We start from the raw sequence: 15,060 nt of genomic DNA, 5'->3' as shown, positions 1-15,060 counted from the left end.
CCGTCGCGGTGGGGGCCACCCGCCGGGCCGCAGGCGGCACCGGCGTCCGCGAGCACAGGATCCCGGCTGACGTTCCGTCCGATCAGCCCCGTCCACCGCGACGTCGACGGGCTGATCGTGCCGGAGGGCTACACCTGGGAGCCCGTCATCCGCTGGGGCGACAAGGTCTTCGCCGACGCCCCGGAGTTCGACGCTGGGCACCAGACTGCCGAGGCGCAGGCGAAGCAGTTCGGGTACAACAACGACTACCTCGAGATCGTGGAGGTCCCCGGATCGAAGGGGCGTCGGGCGGTGCTGTTCGCCAACCACGAGTACACCAACGAAGACATCATGTTCCCCGAGGGCACCGACGAGGCCACCCGCCGGTCCGTGGGCATGGCCGCCCACGGGCTGACCGTCGTCGAGGTGACGCGGAAGAATCGGAACCATGCCTGGCAGGTCGACGTCGACGGCGTGCGCAACCGCCGCTTCCTGCTGGACACCGAGTTCGAGCTCACCGGTCCGGCCGCCGGCTCGGAGCTGCTGGTCACCGCCGACGACCCCGAGGGCCGGAGGGTCCGCGGGACGCTGAACAACTGCGCCGGCGGTCTCACCCCCTGGGGCACGTTCCTCTCCGGGGAGGAGAACTTCCACGGGTACTTCGTCTCCGAGGGGACCTCCGAGGCGGACCGTCGGTATGGCATCGACGCCGAGCCCACGGTCCGCGGCTGGGAGCAGGACGAGCCCCGATTCGACACCCGGAACCTGGGGTATGAGAACGAGAAGAACCGTTTCGGCTGGATCGTGGAGGTCGACCCCTGGGACCCGGAGTCCACCCCCGTGAAGCACACCAGCCTGGGCCGGTTCAAGCATGAAGGCGCCACCGTCATCCTCTCGGAGTCCGGCCATGCGGTGGCCTACGCCGGTGATGACGAGCGCTTCGACTACCTGTACAAGTTTGTCTCGCGCGGGACCTACGTCGAGGGGGACCGGGAGCACAACAAGACCCTGCTGACGGAAGGCGACCTGTATGTCGCGAAGTTCACCGGGAACTCCCCGGCGGCCGAGATCGACGGGACTGGGGCGCTGCCCTCCGACGGCGCCTTCGACGGCACCGGTGAGTGGCTCCCGCTGCTGGTGGACGGCGAGCCTCAGGTGCCGGGCTTCACCGCCGAGGAGGTGCTGGTCCATACGCGGCTGGCCGCCGACGCCGCGGGGGCCACGGCGATGGATCGCCCCGAGGATGTGGAGCCCAACCCGCACACCGGCAAGGTCTACATGGCCTGCACCAACAACTCTCAGCGCGGGCCGGACGGCGCCGCCGGCGCCGACGAGGCGAACCCGCGGACGGCGAATCGCGACGGGCACGTCGTGGAGATCACCGAACGCGGCGGTCAGACCTCCACGGTGTTCGACTGGACGCTGCTGCTGGTCTGCGGAGACCCCTCCCGGGATGACTCCACCTACTTCAGCGGGTTCCCGGCGGACCAGGTCTCTCCGATCTCCTGTCCGGACAACGTCGCCTTCGACTCCCAGGGGAACCTATGGATCTCCACCGACGGCGCCCCCAGCGGGATCGGTCTCTGCGACGGGCTGTTCAAGGTCCACCTGGATGGGGAGGCCCGCGGCAAGGTGGAGCAGTTCCTGTCCGTGCCCGCCGACGCCGAGACCTGCGGGCCGGTGATCCACGATGACCAGCGCAGCGTCTTCGTGGCCGTCCAGCACCCCGGCGAGGACGGCGTCTGGGGCGACCAGCGGTCGGCGTTCCCGGACTATGTGGGCGAGGACGGGCCGGGGCTGGCCGCCGTGCCGCGCCCCGCCGTGGTGCAGGTGCTCCCCGGCAGGCCGAAGAAGGGAACGGCCGACGCCCGACAGCGCCGGCTCATCGGCGACGTCCACGCCGGGGAGGAGCTGAAGCACGGCCTCGCCACGGGCTGAGGCGCCGGGAGGGATGCGTCGGACCCCGCCGCTAGACTGGTCGCGGAGTCCGACGGATGAGGAGACGACGTGCAGCGACAGGTGCGCCGACAGGTCACCGCGGCGGACGTCGCCGCCCGGGCCGGGGCGTCACGCAGCGCCGTGTCGCTGGTGCTCAACGGGCGTGCCGACGGCAACGTCGCGCCAGCGCTCCAGGAGCGCATCCGAGCCGCCGTCGAGGAGCTCGGCTACATCCCGCAGAGCGTCGGGCAGTCGCTGCGCAGCCGCAGCACCCGGACCATCGGCGTCATCACCGATGAGATCGTGACCTCGCCCTTCGCCGGCGGCATCATCAGCGGGGCCGACGCCGTCGCGCGGGAGTCCGGCTATATGGTCATGGTGGCCGACACGGAGGGCGAGGAGGCGCGCATCGGGCGGATGTGCGAGGTCTTCTTCGCCCGCAACGTCGACGCGCTCATGCTCGCCACCGGAGGGCTGGTGACGGTGGACCCTGCGGAGACGTTCTTCTCCGCGCCCGCCGTGCTGGCCAACTGTCTGGATCTCTCACGACGTGCTCCCGCGGTGATCGCCGACGAGGCCGACGGATCGGTGCAGGCGGTGCGCCATCTGCTGGAGCTCGGTCACCGGGACATCGCCCTGCTGTGCGGCACCGAGGAGTCACCGGCCACCCCCCTGCGCAGGGACGGTTTCCTGCAGGCCGCCGGGGAGGTGGCCACGCAGGTGGTCCCCTGCGGCTGGGAGATCGCCGAGGGCTACCGTGCTGCCTCCGCGCTTCTCGACGGCGCCGCGCCGCCCACCGCCGTGCTGGCCTCGAACGACCGCACGGCGGTGGGAGTCCTGCTGGCTGCCGCGCATCGCGGCGTGGACGTCCCCGGTGAGCTCTCGGTGGTCGGGGTGGACGATCAGGCGCATGTGGCCGCTCAGGTGGTCCCTGCGCTGACCACGGTGGCGCTGCCCCACCAGGACATCGGGCGACGGGCCATGGAGATCCTGCTGGCCGGGATCTCCATGGCGGACACGCAGGCGCCTCACGAGCCGGAGCTGCTGCCGACTCAGCTGATCAGGCGGGACTCCACGGGCGCAGCGCCCACCAGGTGACGGCGGCACCCTGGGGGATCAGCTGCCACTGCTGCCCCGGCGCGGGTTCCGCCCGCACCGTGCGCGCCGGCCCGTCCTCCCGGTAGACCTCGATGATCGACCGGTCGATCACGATCCGGGAGGCGGGCCCGCTGTAGACCGTCTCGGCCGTCTCCGATCCCGTCTCCGACCCCGTCAGCGGACTCGTGGGCATCCGCAGCGTCACGACTGCCGGGCTCCCCGTCGAGCCGTGGGGCTCGACGACGACGTCACAGGCGTCCGGGAGGATGACGACGTCGTCGTCGGCACGGTGCGCCGGGCCCTCGCGCCATCCCTCGCATTCCGGGACGGGCCGGCTGACCAGTGCGCCGTCGTGCAGCGTGAGCACCCGGGGCCAGGTGAGCAGTCCCGACCACCCGGCCGCGTCGCTGAGCTCCTGAGCACGGCGCTCGCGGGCCCACCCGATCATCAGCGCCCGGTCGGGCTCGGCGAGCACCTGCGGCGCGTAGAAGCTGGGGCCGTCGTCGACCGCCGAGGTGCCGACGATGCGCGGAGTGGGGACCGTCGTGGGGGCTCCATGCGGCGCGGCGTCTGCAGGGGCGGCGTCCTCGATCTCGAGCAGCAGAGCCTGGGTGTCGCCGAGCTCGTGGCCGCCGTCGGGCCTGCGGTGCCACCGGGACACGACCAACGCCCAGGTCTCGGTGTCCGTCAGCCGCACCAGCTGCGGGCACTCCCAGATGTCGGCGTCGACGGCGGCAGGAGCCTGACCGGAGCTCAGCCAGACGCCGTGATACGTCCACCGGTCCAGATCCTCGGCGTCATAGAGCAGGACGGCGGCCTGTCCGTCCGCCAGTCCTGCGCCCTGCAGCGCCCACCGGCGTCCCGCGATGCGCACCAGGAACGGATCCCGCACCCCGATGACCCGATCGTCCTCGGGCATGCCGGCGGCCACGTGACGCTCGGCCGACCACTCACGCAGGTCCGCGGAGCCTCGGGCCAGGGTCACCTCCGAGGCGTTCTCGATGCCCTGGACCCCGCTGTAGACGGCCACGGGGGCGCCGTCGTCGTCGAAGCCCATGACGCCGGACCAGCATCCGTCACGGTCCGGACCGTCGGTCGATGGGACGAGTGCCACGGGTTCCTCGGTCCAGTCCACGAGGTCCGGGGAGGAGAGGTGGCCCCAGTGGATCCGGTCGTGTCGGGCGGAGTGCGGATTGTGCTGGAAGAACACGTGCCAGACGCCGTCCACCCGGCACAGGCCGTTGGGGTCGTTGAGCCATCCCCTCGCGGGCCGGGGGTGAGCCACGGGGAAGGCGGGGTCCGGGTGGGAGGCGGTGGGGCTGGGCATGGAGTCCTTTCCGTGGGTGGCCACGAGCGGGTCGGTGGTGAGAGGGGCAGCAACGGTCATTTGCCGGCTCCGGCGGTGAGGCCTTCGCGCAGATAGCGCTGCCCGAAGAGGAACACGATGAGCGCCGGAATCATGGAGAGCACCACACCGGCCAGCACCACTGAGATGCTCCCGGTCCCGAGGTGCCCCTGCAGGGAGACCAGGCCCAGGGGCAGCGTGAAGTTCTCCTCCGAGTTGACCAGCACCAGCGGTCGGAAGAACTCGTTCCAGTGGTAGTTGAAGGCCAGGATGCCCACGATCGCCATGCCGGGAGCGGAGAGCGGCAGGTACACGGAGAAGAACACTCGCCACGGCCCGGCGCCGTCCAGGGAGGCGGCTTCGGCGTAGTCGCCGGGGAGGTTGAGGAAGTACTGCCGCATCAGAAACGTCCCGAAGGCCGTCGGGACCGCCGGGATGATGAGCGCCAGCAGGGTGTCGGCCAGCCCCATGCCCCGGATGAGCATGAACACCGGGACGATCGTGACCTGCACGGGGATCATCATGGTGGCCAGCACCAGGGCGAAGAGGAGCCCGGAGCCCCGGAACCGCATGCGGGCGAAGACGTAGCCGGCCATCGCCGCGGTGAGCATCTGCCCGCCGGCGATCAGCGCGGTGACCAGCGCGGAGTTCAGCACCAGCCGGGTGACGTCGATCTGGGTGAATACCTCGCGGTACGCCGAGACGTCGAAGCCGAGGGGGATGAAGTGCGGAGGCAGGTCGAAGGACTCCGCCGGCGCTCGCAGGGAGGTGGACAGCGTCCACATCACCGGGCCGAGCACGGCCACGGCGGCGACGATCATGAACAGCAGGGCGGCGGCCCGCGAGGGAGAGGGCAGGCGCAGGCGCCGGCGGGGTCTGTCGGTGACAGGCTGGAGGGTGGTCATGGGTTCAGAGCTCCTTCGTCCACGGCGCGACGGCACGGAGGCGGCGGCGTCGGACGGTTCACTGGTAGAAGACGAATCGGCGGGAGAGGCGGAACTGCGCCCAGGTGATGAGCATGATGATGAGCATCAGCACCAGTCCGGCGGCCGAGGCCAGCCCGAACTCCAGGCGCTGGAAGGCGGCCTCGAAGACCACCATGACGGCGGAGCGGGTGGAGTCGCCGGGCCCTCCGCGGGTGAGCACGTAGGGCTGGTCGAAGACCTGCAGGGCCATGATCATCGCGGTGACGGAGGCGACCAGCAGCGAGGGGGAGACCAGCGGGAAGGTGACGTTCCTGAAGGCTCCCCAGCCGCGGGCGCCGTCGAGCTCGGCGGCCTCGTAGAGCTCCTTCGGGATGGAGGCGATCCCGCCCAGCAGGATGAGGAAGGAGAACCCGAAGTTCTGCCAGACGAAGACGAAGATGACGACGGCGGCGGCACCGGTCGGCGTCGTCAGCCAGGGGACGTTCGGGATGCCGACCAGGCCCAGCAGCCAGTTCACGACGCCGAACTGCTCGTTGAACAGGTAGCTCATGAAGATGGAGACCCCTGCGGCCGAGAGAACCAGCGGGAAGAAGAACGTGGAGCGGAAGAACAGCCGCAGCCACTCGGGCATCCGGGACTGGACCATCACGGCCAGGAACATCGCGAGGCTGAGCTGCAGCGTCACGGCGACGATCACGAACACGATGGTGTTCAGGAAGGCCGTGCGCACCGTGGGGTCGGCGCCGAGGGTGAGGAAGTTGTCCACGCCGGCGAATTCGGGGGCTGAGAGCAGGTCCCAGCGGAAGAACGCCAGGGCCAGGGAGCCGGCGATCGGCAGCAGGGTGAAGATCCCCATGCCGACCACGGTGGGGGCCAGCAGAAGCAGGATCACCCAGCGTTCGGAGCGGGAGCGGCTCCGGGGAGCGGGGGAGGGCTTCGCCGACGACGCCGCGGCGTCGGCGGGTCCGGCCGGCGGTGTGACAGGTGCGGTGGTGGTCATGTGGTCTTCTCCATGGCGACGGCGAGTTCACGGTCGAGGCGGTCCAGGGCCGTCTCCAGCTGGGCGGGGCCTCCGCTCATGCCGAGGGCGACGTTGCGGGCCAGGGCGTTCTCCACCTCCGCCTGCTGGGGCGGGGCGGGAATGGGCCCGGAGGAGGGGAATTCGTCGAGGGTGTCGTAGAAGACCTTCCAACTGCGGGGCCCGGTCTCGCGGTAGAAGGCCTCGTTCACCATCGAGCGGCGGGTCGGGGTGGTCGTGGGCTCTGGCATCGCCAGCTCCATGGACTCCTTGCGCGTGGTGAACTCCAGCCAGCGCCAGGCCTGGTCCTTGCGCTCGGAGGTGCGCATGATCGAGTAGCCGGCGGTGCCGAACTGGTGGCGCTGGCTCCGCCACCTAGGGAAGTACTGGACGTCGAAGTCTTTCTCCGACATCCCGTTCTCATGCAGCCCCTGGGCCCAGTACCCGCCGGCCGGGGTTGCGCCGATGCGGTCTGCGGCGAACAGGCCGATCAGCGATGTCCCGCCGCCCTCCTCCGGGCGGATGCTCAGCCCCTCGGAGACCCAGCCCTGCAGCCGCTCGAAGGTCTCCACGACGCGGGGGTCGCCGACGTTGGAGGACGTCCACCGGTAGCCGCCCTGGCGGCCTGCCGTCTGCTCCGGGGTGTAGAACCGGTCCCAGAGCCAGTCGCCCCCGTCGAACCGCTCCTCGGTGAGGATGCTGGTGTCGTTGGCGTAGAGCCAGGGGACGATTCCGCCGAAGAGCCGGTTGGTCCAGAAATAGGGGACGAACCCGCCGTCTGCGGTGTCCCGCATGGTGCGCAGCATGCGCTCGAACTCGTCGATGTCCCAGTCCGGGGAGGGCATGTCCAGCCCCGTCCGTTCCAGGGTCGGCAGGTTGAGGTACATGTTGGCCGCGTTGAAGTCCAGCGGCAGCACGTAGAGGCTGCCGTGGTACATGAAGGCTTCGATGAGGGATGGGTGGACGTCGCTGAAGTAGTCGGTCAGCCGTGTCTGGTCCTGGGTGATCCAGTCGTCCAGCGGTTCGGCGAGCTGCTCGGCGAAGAGCTGCGCGCCCTCGGTGGCGACGTAGACGACGTCGGGTGCAGTGCCCGCGGCCACCATGGTGAGGATCTTGGTGAAGAAGTCGCCCCAGTCGACGGCCTGGATCGCCTCGATTCGGACCGGAATGTCCGGGTGCTCGGCGGTGAACTCGTCCGCCAGGGCCTGGCGGGCGGCGGCGTCCGCGGCGGTGCCCTGGATGGCGACGCGCAGGACGTCCTCACCGCGGCCCGGGATGTCCTGTCCGGAGAGCCGGGGCCACGCGGCGACCGTGCCGCCCAGGGCGGCGAGCCCGCCGACGCCGAGCAGCGTGCGCCGGGTGATGGTCCGTGACTGTGATGAGATGTGCATCCTGCCTCCTAACACGTGTGAGGAAATGTACTGTGAGTCAGCGCACACGTCAAGCTGCGCAGGTCAGCGCTGCGAGATGCCGGCCGGAGTCGTGATGCGGCAGATCGACGCGGAGAGATTCCGCAGGAGTGTGGGACGAGGAGGCGTCGCGGCGATAGACTGTCTCGGGACTGCGGCCGGGAGCCGGAGCTCCGTCTCCCACGGCATGTCTCTGCGACGTGCCAAGCGCCCCTCCACGAGGCCGGGCCGCGGTCGTCCCTGAACGCACAGCGAGGAGACCGCGTCGATGACCACTGCCGAGTCCACCGTGAACATCAACACTGCGCCACTGTCCGAGGTCGACCCCGAGATCGCCCAGGCGATCTCCGACGAGCTGGGGCGCCAGCGGGGGACTCTCGAGATGATCGCCTCCGAGAACTTCGTGCCGCGAGCGGTGCTCGAGGCGCAGGGGTCGGTGCTGACCAACAAGTACGCCGAGGGGTACCCGGGTCGGCGCTACTACGGCGGCTGCGAGTTCGTCGACGTCGCGGAGAACCTCGCGATCGAGCGCGCCAAGGCGCTCTTCGGCGCGGACCACGCCAACGTCCAGCCCCACGCCGGCGCGCAGGCCAACGTCGCCGTGATGACGGCCTTCCTCAAGCCCGGGGACAAGCTCATGGGCCTCTCGCTGGCCCACGGCGGACACCTGACCCACGGCATGAAGCTGAACTACTCGGGCAAGTTCCACGAGGTCGCCGCCTATGAGGTGGACCCGGAGACCGGTCTGATCGACATGGAGAAGGTTCGGGAGCAGGCGCTCGCCGAGCGTCCGGACATGATCGTGGCCGGCTGGTCCGCCTACCCGCGGCAGCTCGACTTCGCCGCGTTCCGTGAGATCGCCGACGAGGTCGGCGCCATCCTCTGGGTGGACATGGCCCACTTCGCCGGCCTGGTGGCCGCCGGCCTGCACCCGAACCCGGTGCCTCACGCCGACGTCGTCACCACCACGGTGCATAAGACGCTGGCGGGCCCTCGCTCCGGCATGATCCTCTGCAAGGAGGAGCACAAGAAGAAGATCAACTCCGCGGTGTTCCCCGGCCAGCAGGGCGGCCCGCTCATGCACGCCATCGCCGCGAAGGCCATCGCGTTCAAGATCGCGGCTTCCGAGGACTTCGCGGCGCGCCAGCGGCGCACGGTCGCCGGCGCACAGATCCTCGCCGAGCGCCTGGTGGCCGACGACGTCACCGCCCACGGGGTCAACGTGCTCACCGGGGGCACCGACGTCCACCTGGTGCTGGTGGACCTGCGGAACTCGGAGATGGACGGCAAGCAGGCCGAGGACCTGCTCCACGAGGTCGGCATCACCGTCAACCGCAATGCTGTGCCGAACGATCCGCGCCCGCCGATGGTGACTTCCGGGCTGCGCATCGGCACCCCGGCGCTGGCCTCCCGTGGCTTCGGCGACGTGGAGTTCGCCGAGGTGGCGGACATCATCGCGGAGGTGCTCAAGCAGGGTGCCGCCGGCGAGACCGACCTCGAGCCGCTCCAGGCCCGGGTCGCCGCGCTGGCCGCCGACTTCCCGCTCTACGAGGGCCTCGAGGAGTGGTGATGGCTCAGCAGGACACGACGACGGCACGTCGCCTCGACGGCAAGGCGGCCTCCGCACAGATCCGCGCGGAGCTGACCGAACGGGTGGCGGCGCTCAAGGAGCAGGGCGTCACTCCGGGCATCGCCACCGTGCTGGTGGGCGCGGACCCGGCGTCGCAGCTCTACGTGGGGATGAAGCACAAGCAGTCCCAGGCCATCGGGATGAACTCGATCCAGCGGGAGCTGCCCGAGGACGCCACACAGGAGCAGGTCGAGGCGCTGATCGACGAGCTCAACGCGGATCCGGCCTGCCACGGCTACATCGTCCAGCTGCCGCTGCCGAAGCACCTCGACACCGACCGGGTGCTGGAACGCATCGACCCGGCCAAGGACGCCGACGGGCTGCACCCGGTCAACCTGGGTCGTCTGGTGCTCAACGTCAACGAGCCGATCCATACGCCGCTGCCCTGTACTCCGCGCGGAGTCATCGAGCTGCTGCTGCGCCATGACTATGACCTCGCCGGCAAGCACGTGGTCGTCGTCGGCCGCGGCGTGACCATCGGCCGCTCCATCGGGCTGCTGCTGACCCGTCGCGAGCTCAACGCTACGGTGACCCTCACCCACACCGGCACGGTGGACATGTCTCACCACCTGCGGCAGGCTGACGTCATCGTGGCCGCCGCCGGAGTGAAGCACCTGGTGCGTCCGGAGGACGTCAAGCCCGGCGCCGCGGTGCTCGACGTCGGCGTCACCCGGGAGCCGGACCCTGCCGGAGGCAAGGCGAAGGTCTACGGGGACGTCCACCCCGACGTCGCCGACGTCGCCGGCTGGCTCTCCCCGAACCCCGGGGGAGTGGGCCCCATGACGGTGGCGCTGCTGATGACCAATGTGGTGGAGGCCGCCGAGCTGCAGGCGGGCTGACGCCGCCGTCCCCCCCTCCCCTCCCCCATCGAGTGGCCACGAATCCCGGCATCTCCCCATGCGACACGGCGTGTCCTCGGGGAGGTCGCGGGATTCGTGGCCACTCGCGTGTCACCCGTCGGCAGTGTCACCGGCCGGCAGTGTCAGGTTGCTCGTAGGCCCGCCCAGTTGAGGCGGGTCAGCCGGGCCGCCTCCTCGGCGTCGCCGGCGCGCAGCGCTGTCAGGATCTGCTCATGCTGGGCGGGGGAGTCGGCGCCGGTGAGGCTGCCGAAGTGGAGGTGCTCGGTGCGCCGCAGCAGGGCGACCACCTGGTCCAGGGCGTCATCCAGGACCGGGTTCTCCGCCCGCTGCAGCGCCACGGCGTGGAACGCCTCGTCCGCGGCGACGGCGGCGGGCGCGTCCCGGTCCTCCAGCGCCCGGGCCAGTCTGCCGTTGGCCGCGGCCATCTGCTCCAGATCCTCGGGTGTGATCCGGGGTGCGGCGCTGCGGACGGCCAGCTCATGGAGTGCTGCGGCGACGTCACGGGCATGGGCCACACGCTCCGGATCCTCCTCGGCCACGGTGGTGCGGCGACCCGGCTGGGCGTTGACGAGCCCCTCGCGCTCCAGGCGCAGCAGGGCTTCCCGGATCGGAGTGCGGGAGACTCCCAGCCAGTCCTCCAGGTCGGCATCGCGCAGCAGCTCACCGGGGGAGAGATCCCCGGTGACGATCGCCTGACGGATGGTGCGGTGGACCTCGTCGCGCAGCAGGGTGCGGCGGTGGACGCCGCGAGCCGCGGGGACGGGCATGGTCGGCTCCTCAACAGGTGGGGCGGCGTCGGGGGCCGCGGGCGGGCAGGGTCGTCTCGGGCAGGGTCGTCTCGGGCAGGAATGTCTCGAGCAGAATCGCGACTCGAGCAGGGCCTTGACATCATCGCATCCACCGCGTGGAATGCTGAGTGCAATATATCGCATATCGTCGGGACGGCCGGTGCCGCCCTGGCCCATCCCGAGGAGCCCCATGGCCATCACCGACTTTCCCCGCTACGAGCTGACCTTCGGCCCCAGCCCCGTCCATCCGCTGGATCGGCTCACGGCTCATCTGGGCGGGGCACAGATCTGGGCGAAGCGGGAGGACGTGAACTCAGGCCTAGCCTTCGGCGGCAACAAGACGCGGAAGCTGGAGTACATCGTCCCGGACATCCTGGCCTCCGGCGCGGACACGCTCGTCTCGATCGGTGGCTACCAGTCCAACCACACCCGTCAGGTGGCCGCCGTCGCCGCGCGGCTCGGCCTGAAGGCGCGTCTGGTCCAGGAGCGCTGGGTGGACTGGGACGACCCCGTCAACGACAGGGTCGGCAATATCCTGCTCTCCCGCCTCATGGGCGCCGACGTCCGTCTGGACGACGCCGGCTTCGACATCGGCATCCGCTCCAGCTGGGAGGAGGCCATCGCAGAGGTCGAGGCCGAGGGTGGCACGCCCTACCCCATTCCGGCCGGCGCCTCGGAGCACCCGCTCGGTGGCCTGGGCTTCGCGAACTGGGCCTATGAGGTCGCCGCCCAGGAGCGCGAGCTCGACGTCTTCTTCGACACGATCGTGGTCTGCACGGTCACCGGATCCACCCATGCCGGGATGATCGCCGGATTCGCGGCCCTCGAAGAGGCCGGCGGTCGCCCCCGGCGGGTGATCGGCATCGACGCCTCCGCCACGCTGGAGAAGACCCGCGCCCAGGTCGAGCGGATCGCCCGGCACACCGCCGAGCTGATCGGGCTGGGTCGGGAGCTGCGCGCCGAGGAGATCACCGTGCTGCCCGGCTGGGCGGGTGAGGAGTACGGCATCCCGGTGGAGTCCACCGTCGATGCGATCCGCACCACCGCCCAGCTGGAGGGTGTCATCCTCGACCCGGTCTACGAGGGCAAGTCCATGGCAGGGCTGATGGACCTGGTCCGCGAATCCGAGATCCCCGCCGACTCGACGGTGCTCTATGCGCACCTCGGCGGGCAGCCGGCGCTCAACGCCTACAGCCAGGTCTTCTGAACGGCGCCCCGGCTGGGCAGCTGTCCAGGGCCGCAGCCGCTCAGCGCAGGAACAGCCGACGCATCCGCAGCGTCGCCACGGTCATCCCGACGGCGACCATCATCAGGTAGTAGCCGATGTGCACCAGGGTGAGCCCGCTGAAGGAGAAGGCGGCGATGTCCCGCATCAGCTCCACCGCGTGCCACAGCGGCAGCGCCTGGATCATCCACTGGACACCGGCCGGGTAGACGTCGATGGGGAACAGCGTGGCCGAGAACAGGAACATCGGCATCATGACCATCATCATCCAGTCCATCTGCTGGAACCGGCTCATGAAGGAGGTCACCGCCATGCCCACCGACGCGAAGCCCAGGGCGATGAACAGGGCCGTGACCAGCATGATCACGGCGGCCAGCGGACTCACCAGGCCTGCGGCCACCAGCACCGTGAGGAAGCCGAGCGCGTAGATCCCGCCGCGGAACAGCGCCAGCAGGATCTCCCCGACGGCGACGTCCAACGGGCCCAGCGAGGTTGCCATCATCGACTGGTAGAGCTTGGTGATCTTCAGCTTGAAGAACACGTTCCAGGTGGAGTCGAAGACCGCGCCGTTCATCGCGGAGACCGCCAGCAGAGCGGGCGCGATGAACGCCGCGTAGCTCACCTCGCCGCCGTCGGCGGCCTGCACTCCGGAGATCATGGGGCTGATGCCCAGGCCGAAGGAGGTCAGGAACAGCACGGGCTCCAGGAATCCGGAGAGGAAGATGACCCCGCGGTTGTTCCGGATGGCCGACATCCCCCGGGAGAACACCGCCCGGATGTTGCCCGAGTAGTAGTTGCCGGCCGGTCCGGTGCGGACCTTCACCGGTGGGGTGCCCGGTGCGGGCGGCCCGGCCGCCAGGTCCTTGGCCTCCAGTCGGGCCTCCCGCTTCAGTCGAGACTTCTCGCCAGGGGTGCGGCCCCGCCATTCGCTCAGCCCGAGACGTCGGATGTAGATCCTCCGCACCCACAGCCAGGCCGCGCCGGCCAAGACCAGCAGGTAGCCCAGATGCACCGCGGCCATCCCCAGGGTCATCGGCTGCCCGAAGGCCAGCAGGCGCCCGAGCTCATTGGCATGCCAGATGGGGGAGACCCAACCGATGAGCTGCAGCGGTCCGGGCAGGTTGGTCAACGGGTAGAACGTGCCGGAGAACAGGAACAGCGGCATGATGATGAATCGCTGGATCAGCGCCGCGTGGCCCTTCTCATCCCGCAGGGAGGCGATGTAGGCCATGATGGGCAGGCCCAGGGCCAGCGACCCCAGGGCTGCGGTGAACACCTGCAGCCAGGCCCAAGGGCTCGTGGTGGCCCCGAAGGCGACCAGCACGGCGGTGAACACCACGCCGTGGACGCCGAACCGTGCGCAGACGGCCAGAATGTGCCCGGAGGCGATCTGGGTGGGCGTCAGCGGGGAGGCCTGCGCACCGTAGTAGATGCGCCGCCACTTGAACTTCTCCATGACCGGAAAGGTGAACTCGATGCCCGCTGACATCGCCATGGTGGAGGCCAGGATCGCCGGACCGATGTACATCAGGTAGGACTCGGCGCCGTAGGCGGTCAGGTCCGCGCGGTCGCCCACCAGCACACCGAGGCCCAGGCCCATGGCCAGGATGTACAGGATCGGCTGGGCGATGGAGCTGGTCAGGATCACCACCGCATAGGCGCGCATGCCGCGCAGCGTGTGCTCCGCCTGGTACAGGATCCCGCGGGACCGCACCCGGGAGGCCAGCGCCGCCTTGTCCGCGGCCGGCGACGACGGCGCGGCGCCGGGTCCCGAGGAGGTGACGTCGGAGGGCCGCGTCTCAGTCAATGAGGCTCCTCCCGGTCAGCCGCAGGAACACGTCCTCCAACGAGGACCGGCGCACCAGGGAGGTCACCGGACGGTGACCGGCGGCGTGGACCTGCTCCAGGGCCTCCTCGGCCCGCTCGGCGTAGACCAGCAGGCGGTCCGGCAGCACCTCGATGCGGTCGAAGCCGGCGTCGCCGGGCGTCAGGACGCCCGTGAGCTCCTCGGCCTGTTCGGCGTTGCGGTCCATGCCGAAGCGCAGCTCCAGGACCTCCCGGGTGGAGTGCTCCCGGATCAGCCCCGAGGGGCTGCCCTCGGCCATGATCCGGCCGTGATCCACCACGATCAGCCGGTCGCAGAGCTGCTCGGCCTCATCCATGTGGTGGGTGGTCAGCACCAGGGTGGTGCCGGTCTCCTTGAGCCTGAAGAGGCGGTCCCACAGCACATGGCGGGCCTGCGGGTCCAGCCCGGTGGTGGGCTCGTCCAGCAGCAGCACGTCAGGCTCGTTGACCAGGGCGCGGGCGATCGTCAGACGCCGCTTCATGCCTCCGGAGAGGTCCTCCACCCTGGCCTTGGCCTTCTGGGTCAGCTGCGCGAACTCCAGCAGCTCCTCGGCCTTGCCCAGCAGCCAGCGGCGCGGCAGGCCGAAGTAGCGGCCGTACATGATGATGTTCTCCCGGACCGTGAGCTCCTCGTCCAGGTTGTCCTGCTGGGGGATCACGCCCAGCCGGGCGCGGACCTCCGGGCCCTGCTTCTCGGGGTCCAGGCCGGCCACGGACAGCTCGCCGGCGGTGCGGGAGGCGACGGCGGCGATCATCCGCATCGTGGTGGACTTTCCGGCACCGTTGGGCCCCAGCAGACCGAAGGACTCGCCGCGGGCCACGCTGAAGTCGATCCCGTCGACGGCGGTGAAGTCGCCGTAGCGCTTCGTCAGGCCGACGGCGGTGATGGCGTCGGAGGGGGCGGCTCCGCCGTCGGGGCGGGAGCTGACGGCGTCGGCGGCCGCGGGCGCACGGGTGGCACGGGCAGAATCGGGCATGTGGCGCAGTTTACGCGGGCAA

General features: G+C 70.1%; 12 protein-coding genes. 5 read left to right on the top strand and 7 right to left on the bottom strand.

What is annotated here, in order from left to right:
* Window positions 1-1,917: PhoX family protein (locus ABD658_RS09430; protein ID WP_344744348.1), on the top strand; the 1,917-nt coding region annotated here is incomplete at its 5' end.
* A 69-nt stretch (window positions 1,918-1,986) separates the two neighbouring features.
* On the top strand, window positions 1,987-3,015 hold the full coding sequence (locus ABD658_RS09425) for a LacI family DNA-binding transcriptional regulator (RefSeq protein ID WP_344683704.1): 1,029 nt from the start codon (window positions 1,987-1,989) through the stop codon (window positions 3,013-3,015).
* Here the strand turns inward: ABD658_RS09425 and ABD658_RS09420 are convergent.
* From ABD658_RS09420 to ABD658_RS09405, 4 genes are read right to left on the bottom strand one after another with little or no spacing between them, the layout of a single operon-like run.
* Window positions 2,978-4,402 carry a glycoside hydrolase family 32 protein gene (locus tag ABD658_RS09420; RefSeq protein ID WP_344744346.1) on the bottom strand — a complete coding sequence of 475 codons (1,425 nt, stop codon included), beginning with the start codon at window positions 4,400-4,402 and terminating at the stop codon, window positions 2,978-2,980. The two genes, ABD658_RS09425 and ABD658_RS09420, sit on opposite strands and share 38 nt — an antisense overlap.
* Window positions 4,399-5,265, bottom strand: a complete 867-nt coding sequence (locus ABD658_RS09415; RefSeq protein ID WP_311025870.1) for a carbohydrate ABC transporter permease — start codon at window positions 5,263-5,265, stop codon at window positions 4,399-4,401. The genes ABD658_RS09420 and ABD658_RS09415 overlap by 4 nt, the downstream gene beginning before the upstream one ends.
* 58 nt (window positions 5,266-5,323) lie before the next feature.
* Complete coding sequence (locus ABD658_RS09410; RefSeq protein ID WP_344683709.1) at window positions 5,324-6,286, bottom strand: carbohydrate ABC transporter permease; 963 nt, start codon at window positions 6,284-6,286, stop codon at window positions 5,324-5,326.
* Window positions 6,283-7,695, bottom strand: a complete 1,413-nt coding sequence (locus tag ABD658_RS09405; protein WP_344683711.1) for an extracellular solute-binding protein — start codon at window positions 7,693-7,695, stop codon at window positions 6,283-6,285. Before ABD658_RS09405 ends, ABD658_RS09410 begins: the two co-directional genes overlap by 4 nt.
* A gap of 286 nt (window positions 7,696-7,981) precedes the next feature.
* Between ABD658_RS09405 and glyA the strand changes: the two genes are divergently transcribed.
* Window positions 7,982-9,283, top strand: coding sequence for a serine hydroxymethyltransferase (gene glyA, locus ABD658_RS09400; protein WP_344683713.1), 1,302 nt, complete (start codon window positions 7,982-7,984; stop codon window positions 9,281-9,283).
* Complete coding sequence (locus ABD658_RS09395; protein ID WP_344683715.1) at window positions 9,283-10,182, top strand: bifunctional methylenetetrahydrofolate dehydrogenase/methenyltetrahydrofolate cyclohydrolase; 900 nt, start codon at window positions 9,283-9,285, stop codon at window positions 10,180-10,182. The genes glyA and ABD658_RS09395 overlap by 1 nt, the downstream gene beginning before the upstream one ends.
* A gap of 143 nt (window positions 10,183-10,325) precedes the next feature.
* Here the strand turns inward: ABD658_RS09395 and ABD658_RS09390 are convergent, their stop codons facing one another.
* The gene (locus ABD658_RS09390) at window positions 10,326-10,970 is read right to left on the bottom strand and encodes a GntR family transcriptional regulator (protein WP_344683717.1); all 645 of its coding nucleotides are present in this window, start codon (window positions 10,968-10,970) and stop codon (window positions 10,326-10,328) included.
* Between the two features lie 211 nt (window positions 10,971-11,181).
* On the opposite strand from ABD658_RS09390, the gene ABD658_RS09385 reads away from it, so the two are divergent.
* Complete coding sequence (locus ABD658_RS09385; RefSeq protein ID WP_344683720.1) at window positions 11,182-12,198, top strand: 1-aminocyclopropane-1-carboxylate deaminase; 1,017 nt, start codon at window positions 11,182-11,184, stop codon at window positions 12,196-12,198.
* A 40-nt stretch (window positions 12,199-12,238) separates the two neighbouring features.
* Here ABD658_RS09385 and ABD658_RS09380 read toward each other — a convergent pair whose 3' ends face one another.
* Complete coding sequence (locus ABD658_RS09380; protein ID WP_344683723.1) at window positions 12,239-14,023, bottom strand: ABC transporter permease; 1,785 nt, start codon at window positions 14,021-14,023, stop codon at window positions 12,239-12,241.
* Entirely contained in the window at window positions 14,016-15,038 is a 1,023-nt protein-coding gene (locus tag ABD658_RS09375; protein ID WP_083277797.1) for an ABC transporter ATP-binding protein, read from the bottom strand. The genes ABD658_RS09380 and ABD658_RS09375 overlap by 8 nt, the downstream gene beginning before the upstream one ends.
* Window positions 15,039-15,060 lie beyond the last annotated feature (22 nt).

This window comes from Nesterenkonia aethiopica (assembly GCF_039534665.1).
GTDB classification, from domain to species: Bacteria; Actinomycetota; Actinomycetes; order Actinomycetales; family Micrococcaceae; genus Nesterenkonia; species Nesterenkonia aethiopica.
Note: the sequence above shows the minus strand (reverse complement) of the source record. Positions and strands in the feature narration are given on the sequence as shown.

Excerpts from the sequence above, each read along its gene's own strand:
- ABD658_RS09420 (WP_344744346.1), bottom strand. The coding sequence starts at position 4,402 with ATGACCGTTGCTGCCCCTCTCACCACCGACCCGCTCGTGGCCACCCAC.
- ABD658_RS09415 (WP_311025870.1), bottom strand. The coding sequence starts at position 5,265 with ATGACCACCCTCCAGCCTGTCACCGACAGACCCCGCCGGCGCCTGCGC.
- ABD658_RS09410 (WP_344683709.1), bottom strand. The coding sequence starts at position 6,286 with ATGACCACCACCGCACCTGTCACACCGCCGGCCGGACCCGCCGACGCC.
- ABD658_RS09405 (WP_344683711.1), bottom strand. The coding sequence starts at position 7,695 with ATGCACATCTCATCACAGTCACGGACCATCACCCGGCGCACGCTGCTC.
- glyA (WP_344683713.1), top strand. The coding sequence starts at position 7,982 with ATGACCACTGCCGAGTCCACCGTGAACATCAACACTGCGCCACTGTCC.
- ABD658_RS09395 (WP_344683715.1), top strand. The coding sequence starts at position 9,283 with ATGGCTCAGCAGGACACGACGACGGCACGTCGCCTCGACGGCAAGGCG.
- ABD658_RS09390 (WP_344683717.1), bottom strand. The coding sequence starts at position 10,970 with ATGCCCGTCCCCGCGGCTCGCGGCGTCCACCGCCGCACCCTGCTGCGC.
- ABD658_RS09385 (WP_344683720.1), top strand. The coding sequence starts at position 11,182 with ATGGCCATCACCGACTTTCCCCGCTACGAGCTGACCTTCGGCCCCAGC.
- ABD658_RS09375 (WP_083277797.1), bottom strand. The coding sequence starts at position 15,038 with ATGCCCGATTCTGCCCGTGCCACCCGTGCGCCCGCGGCCGCCGACGCC.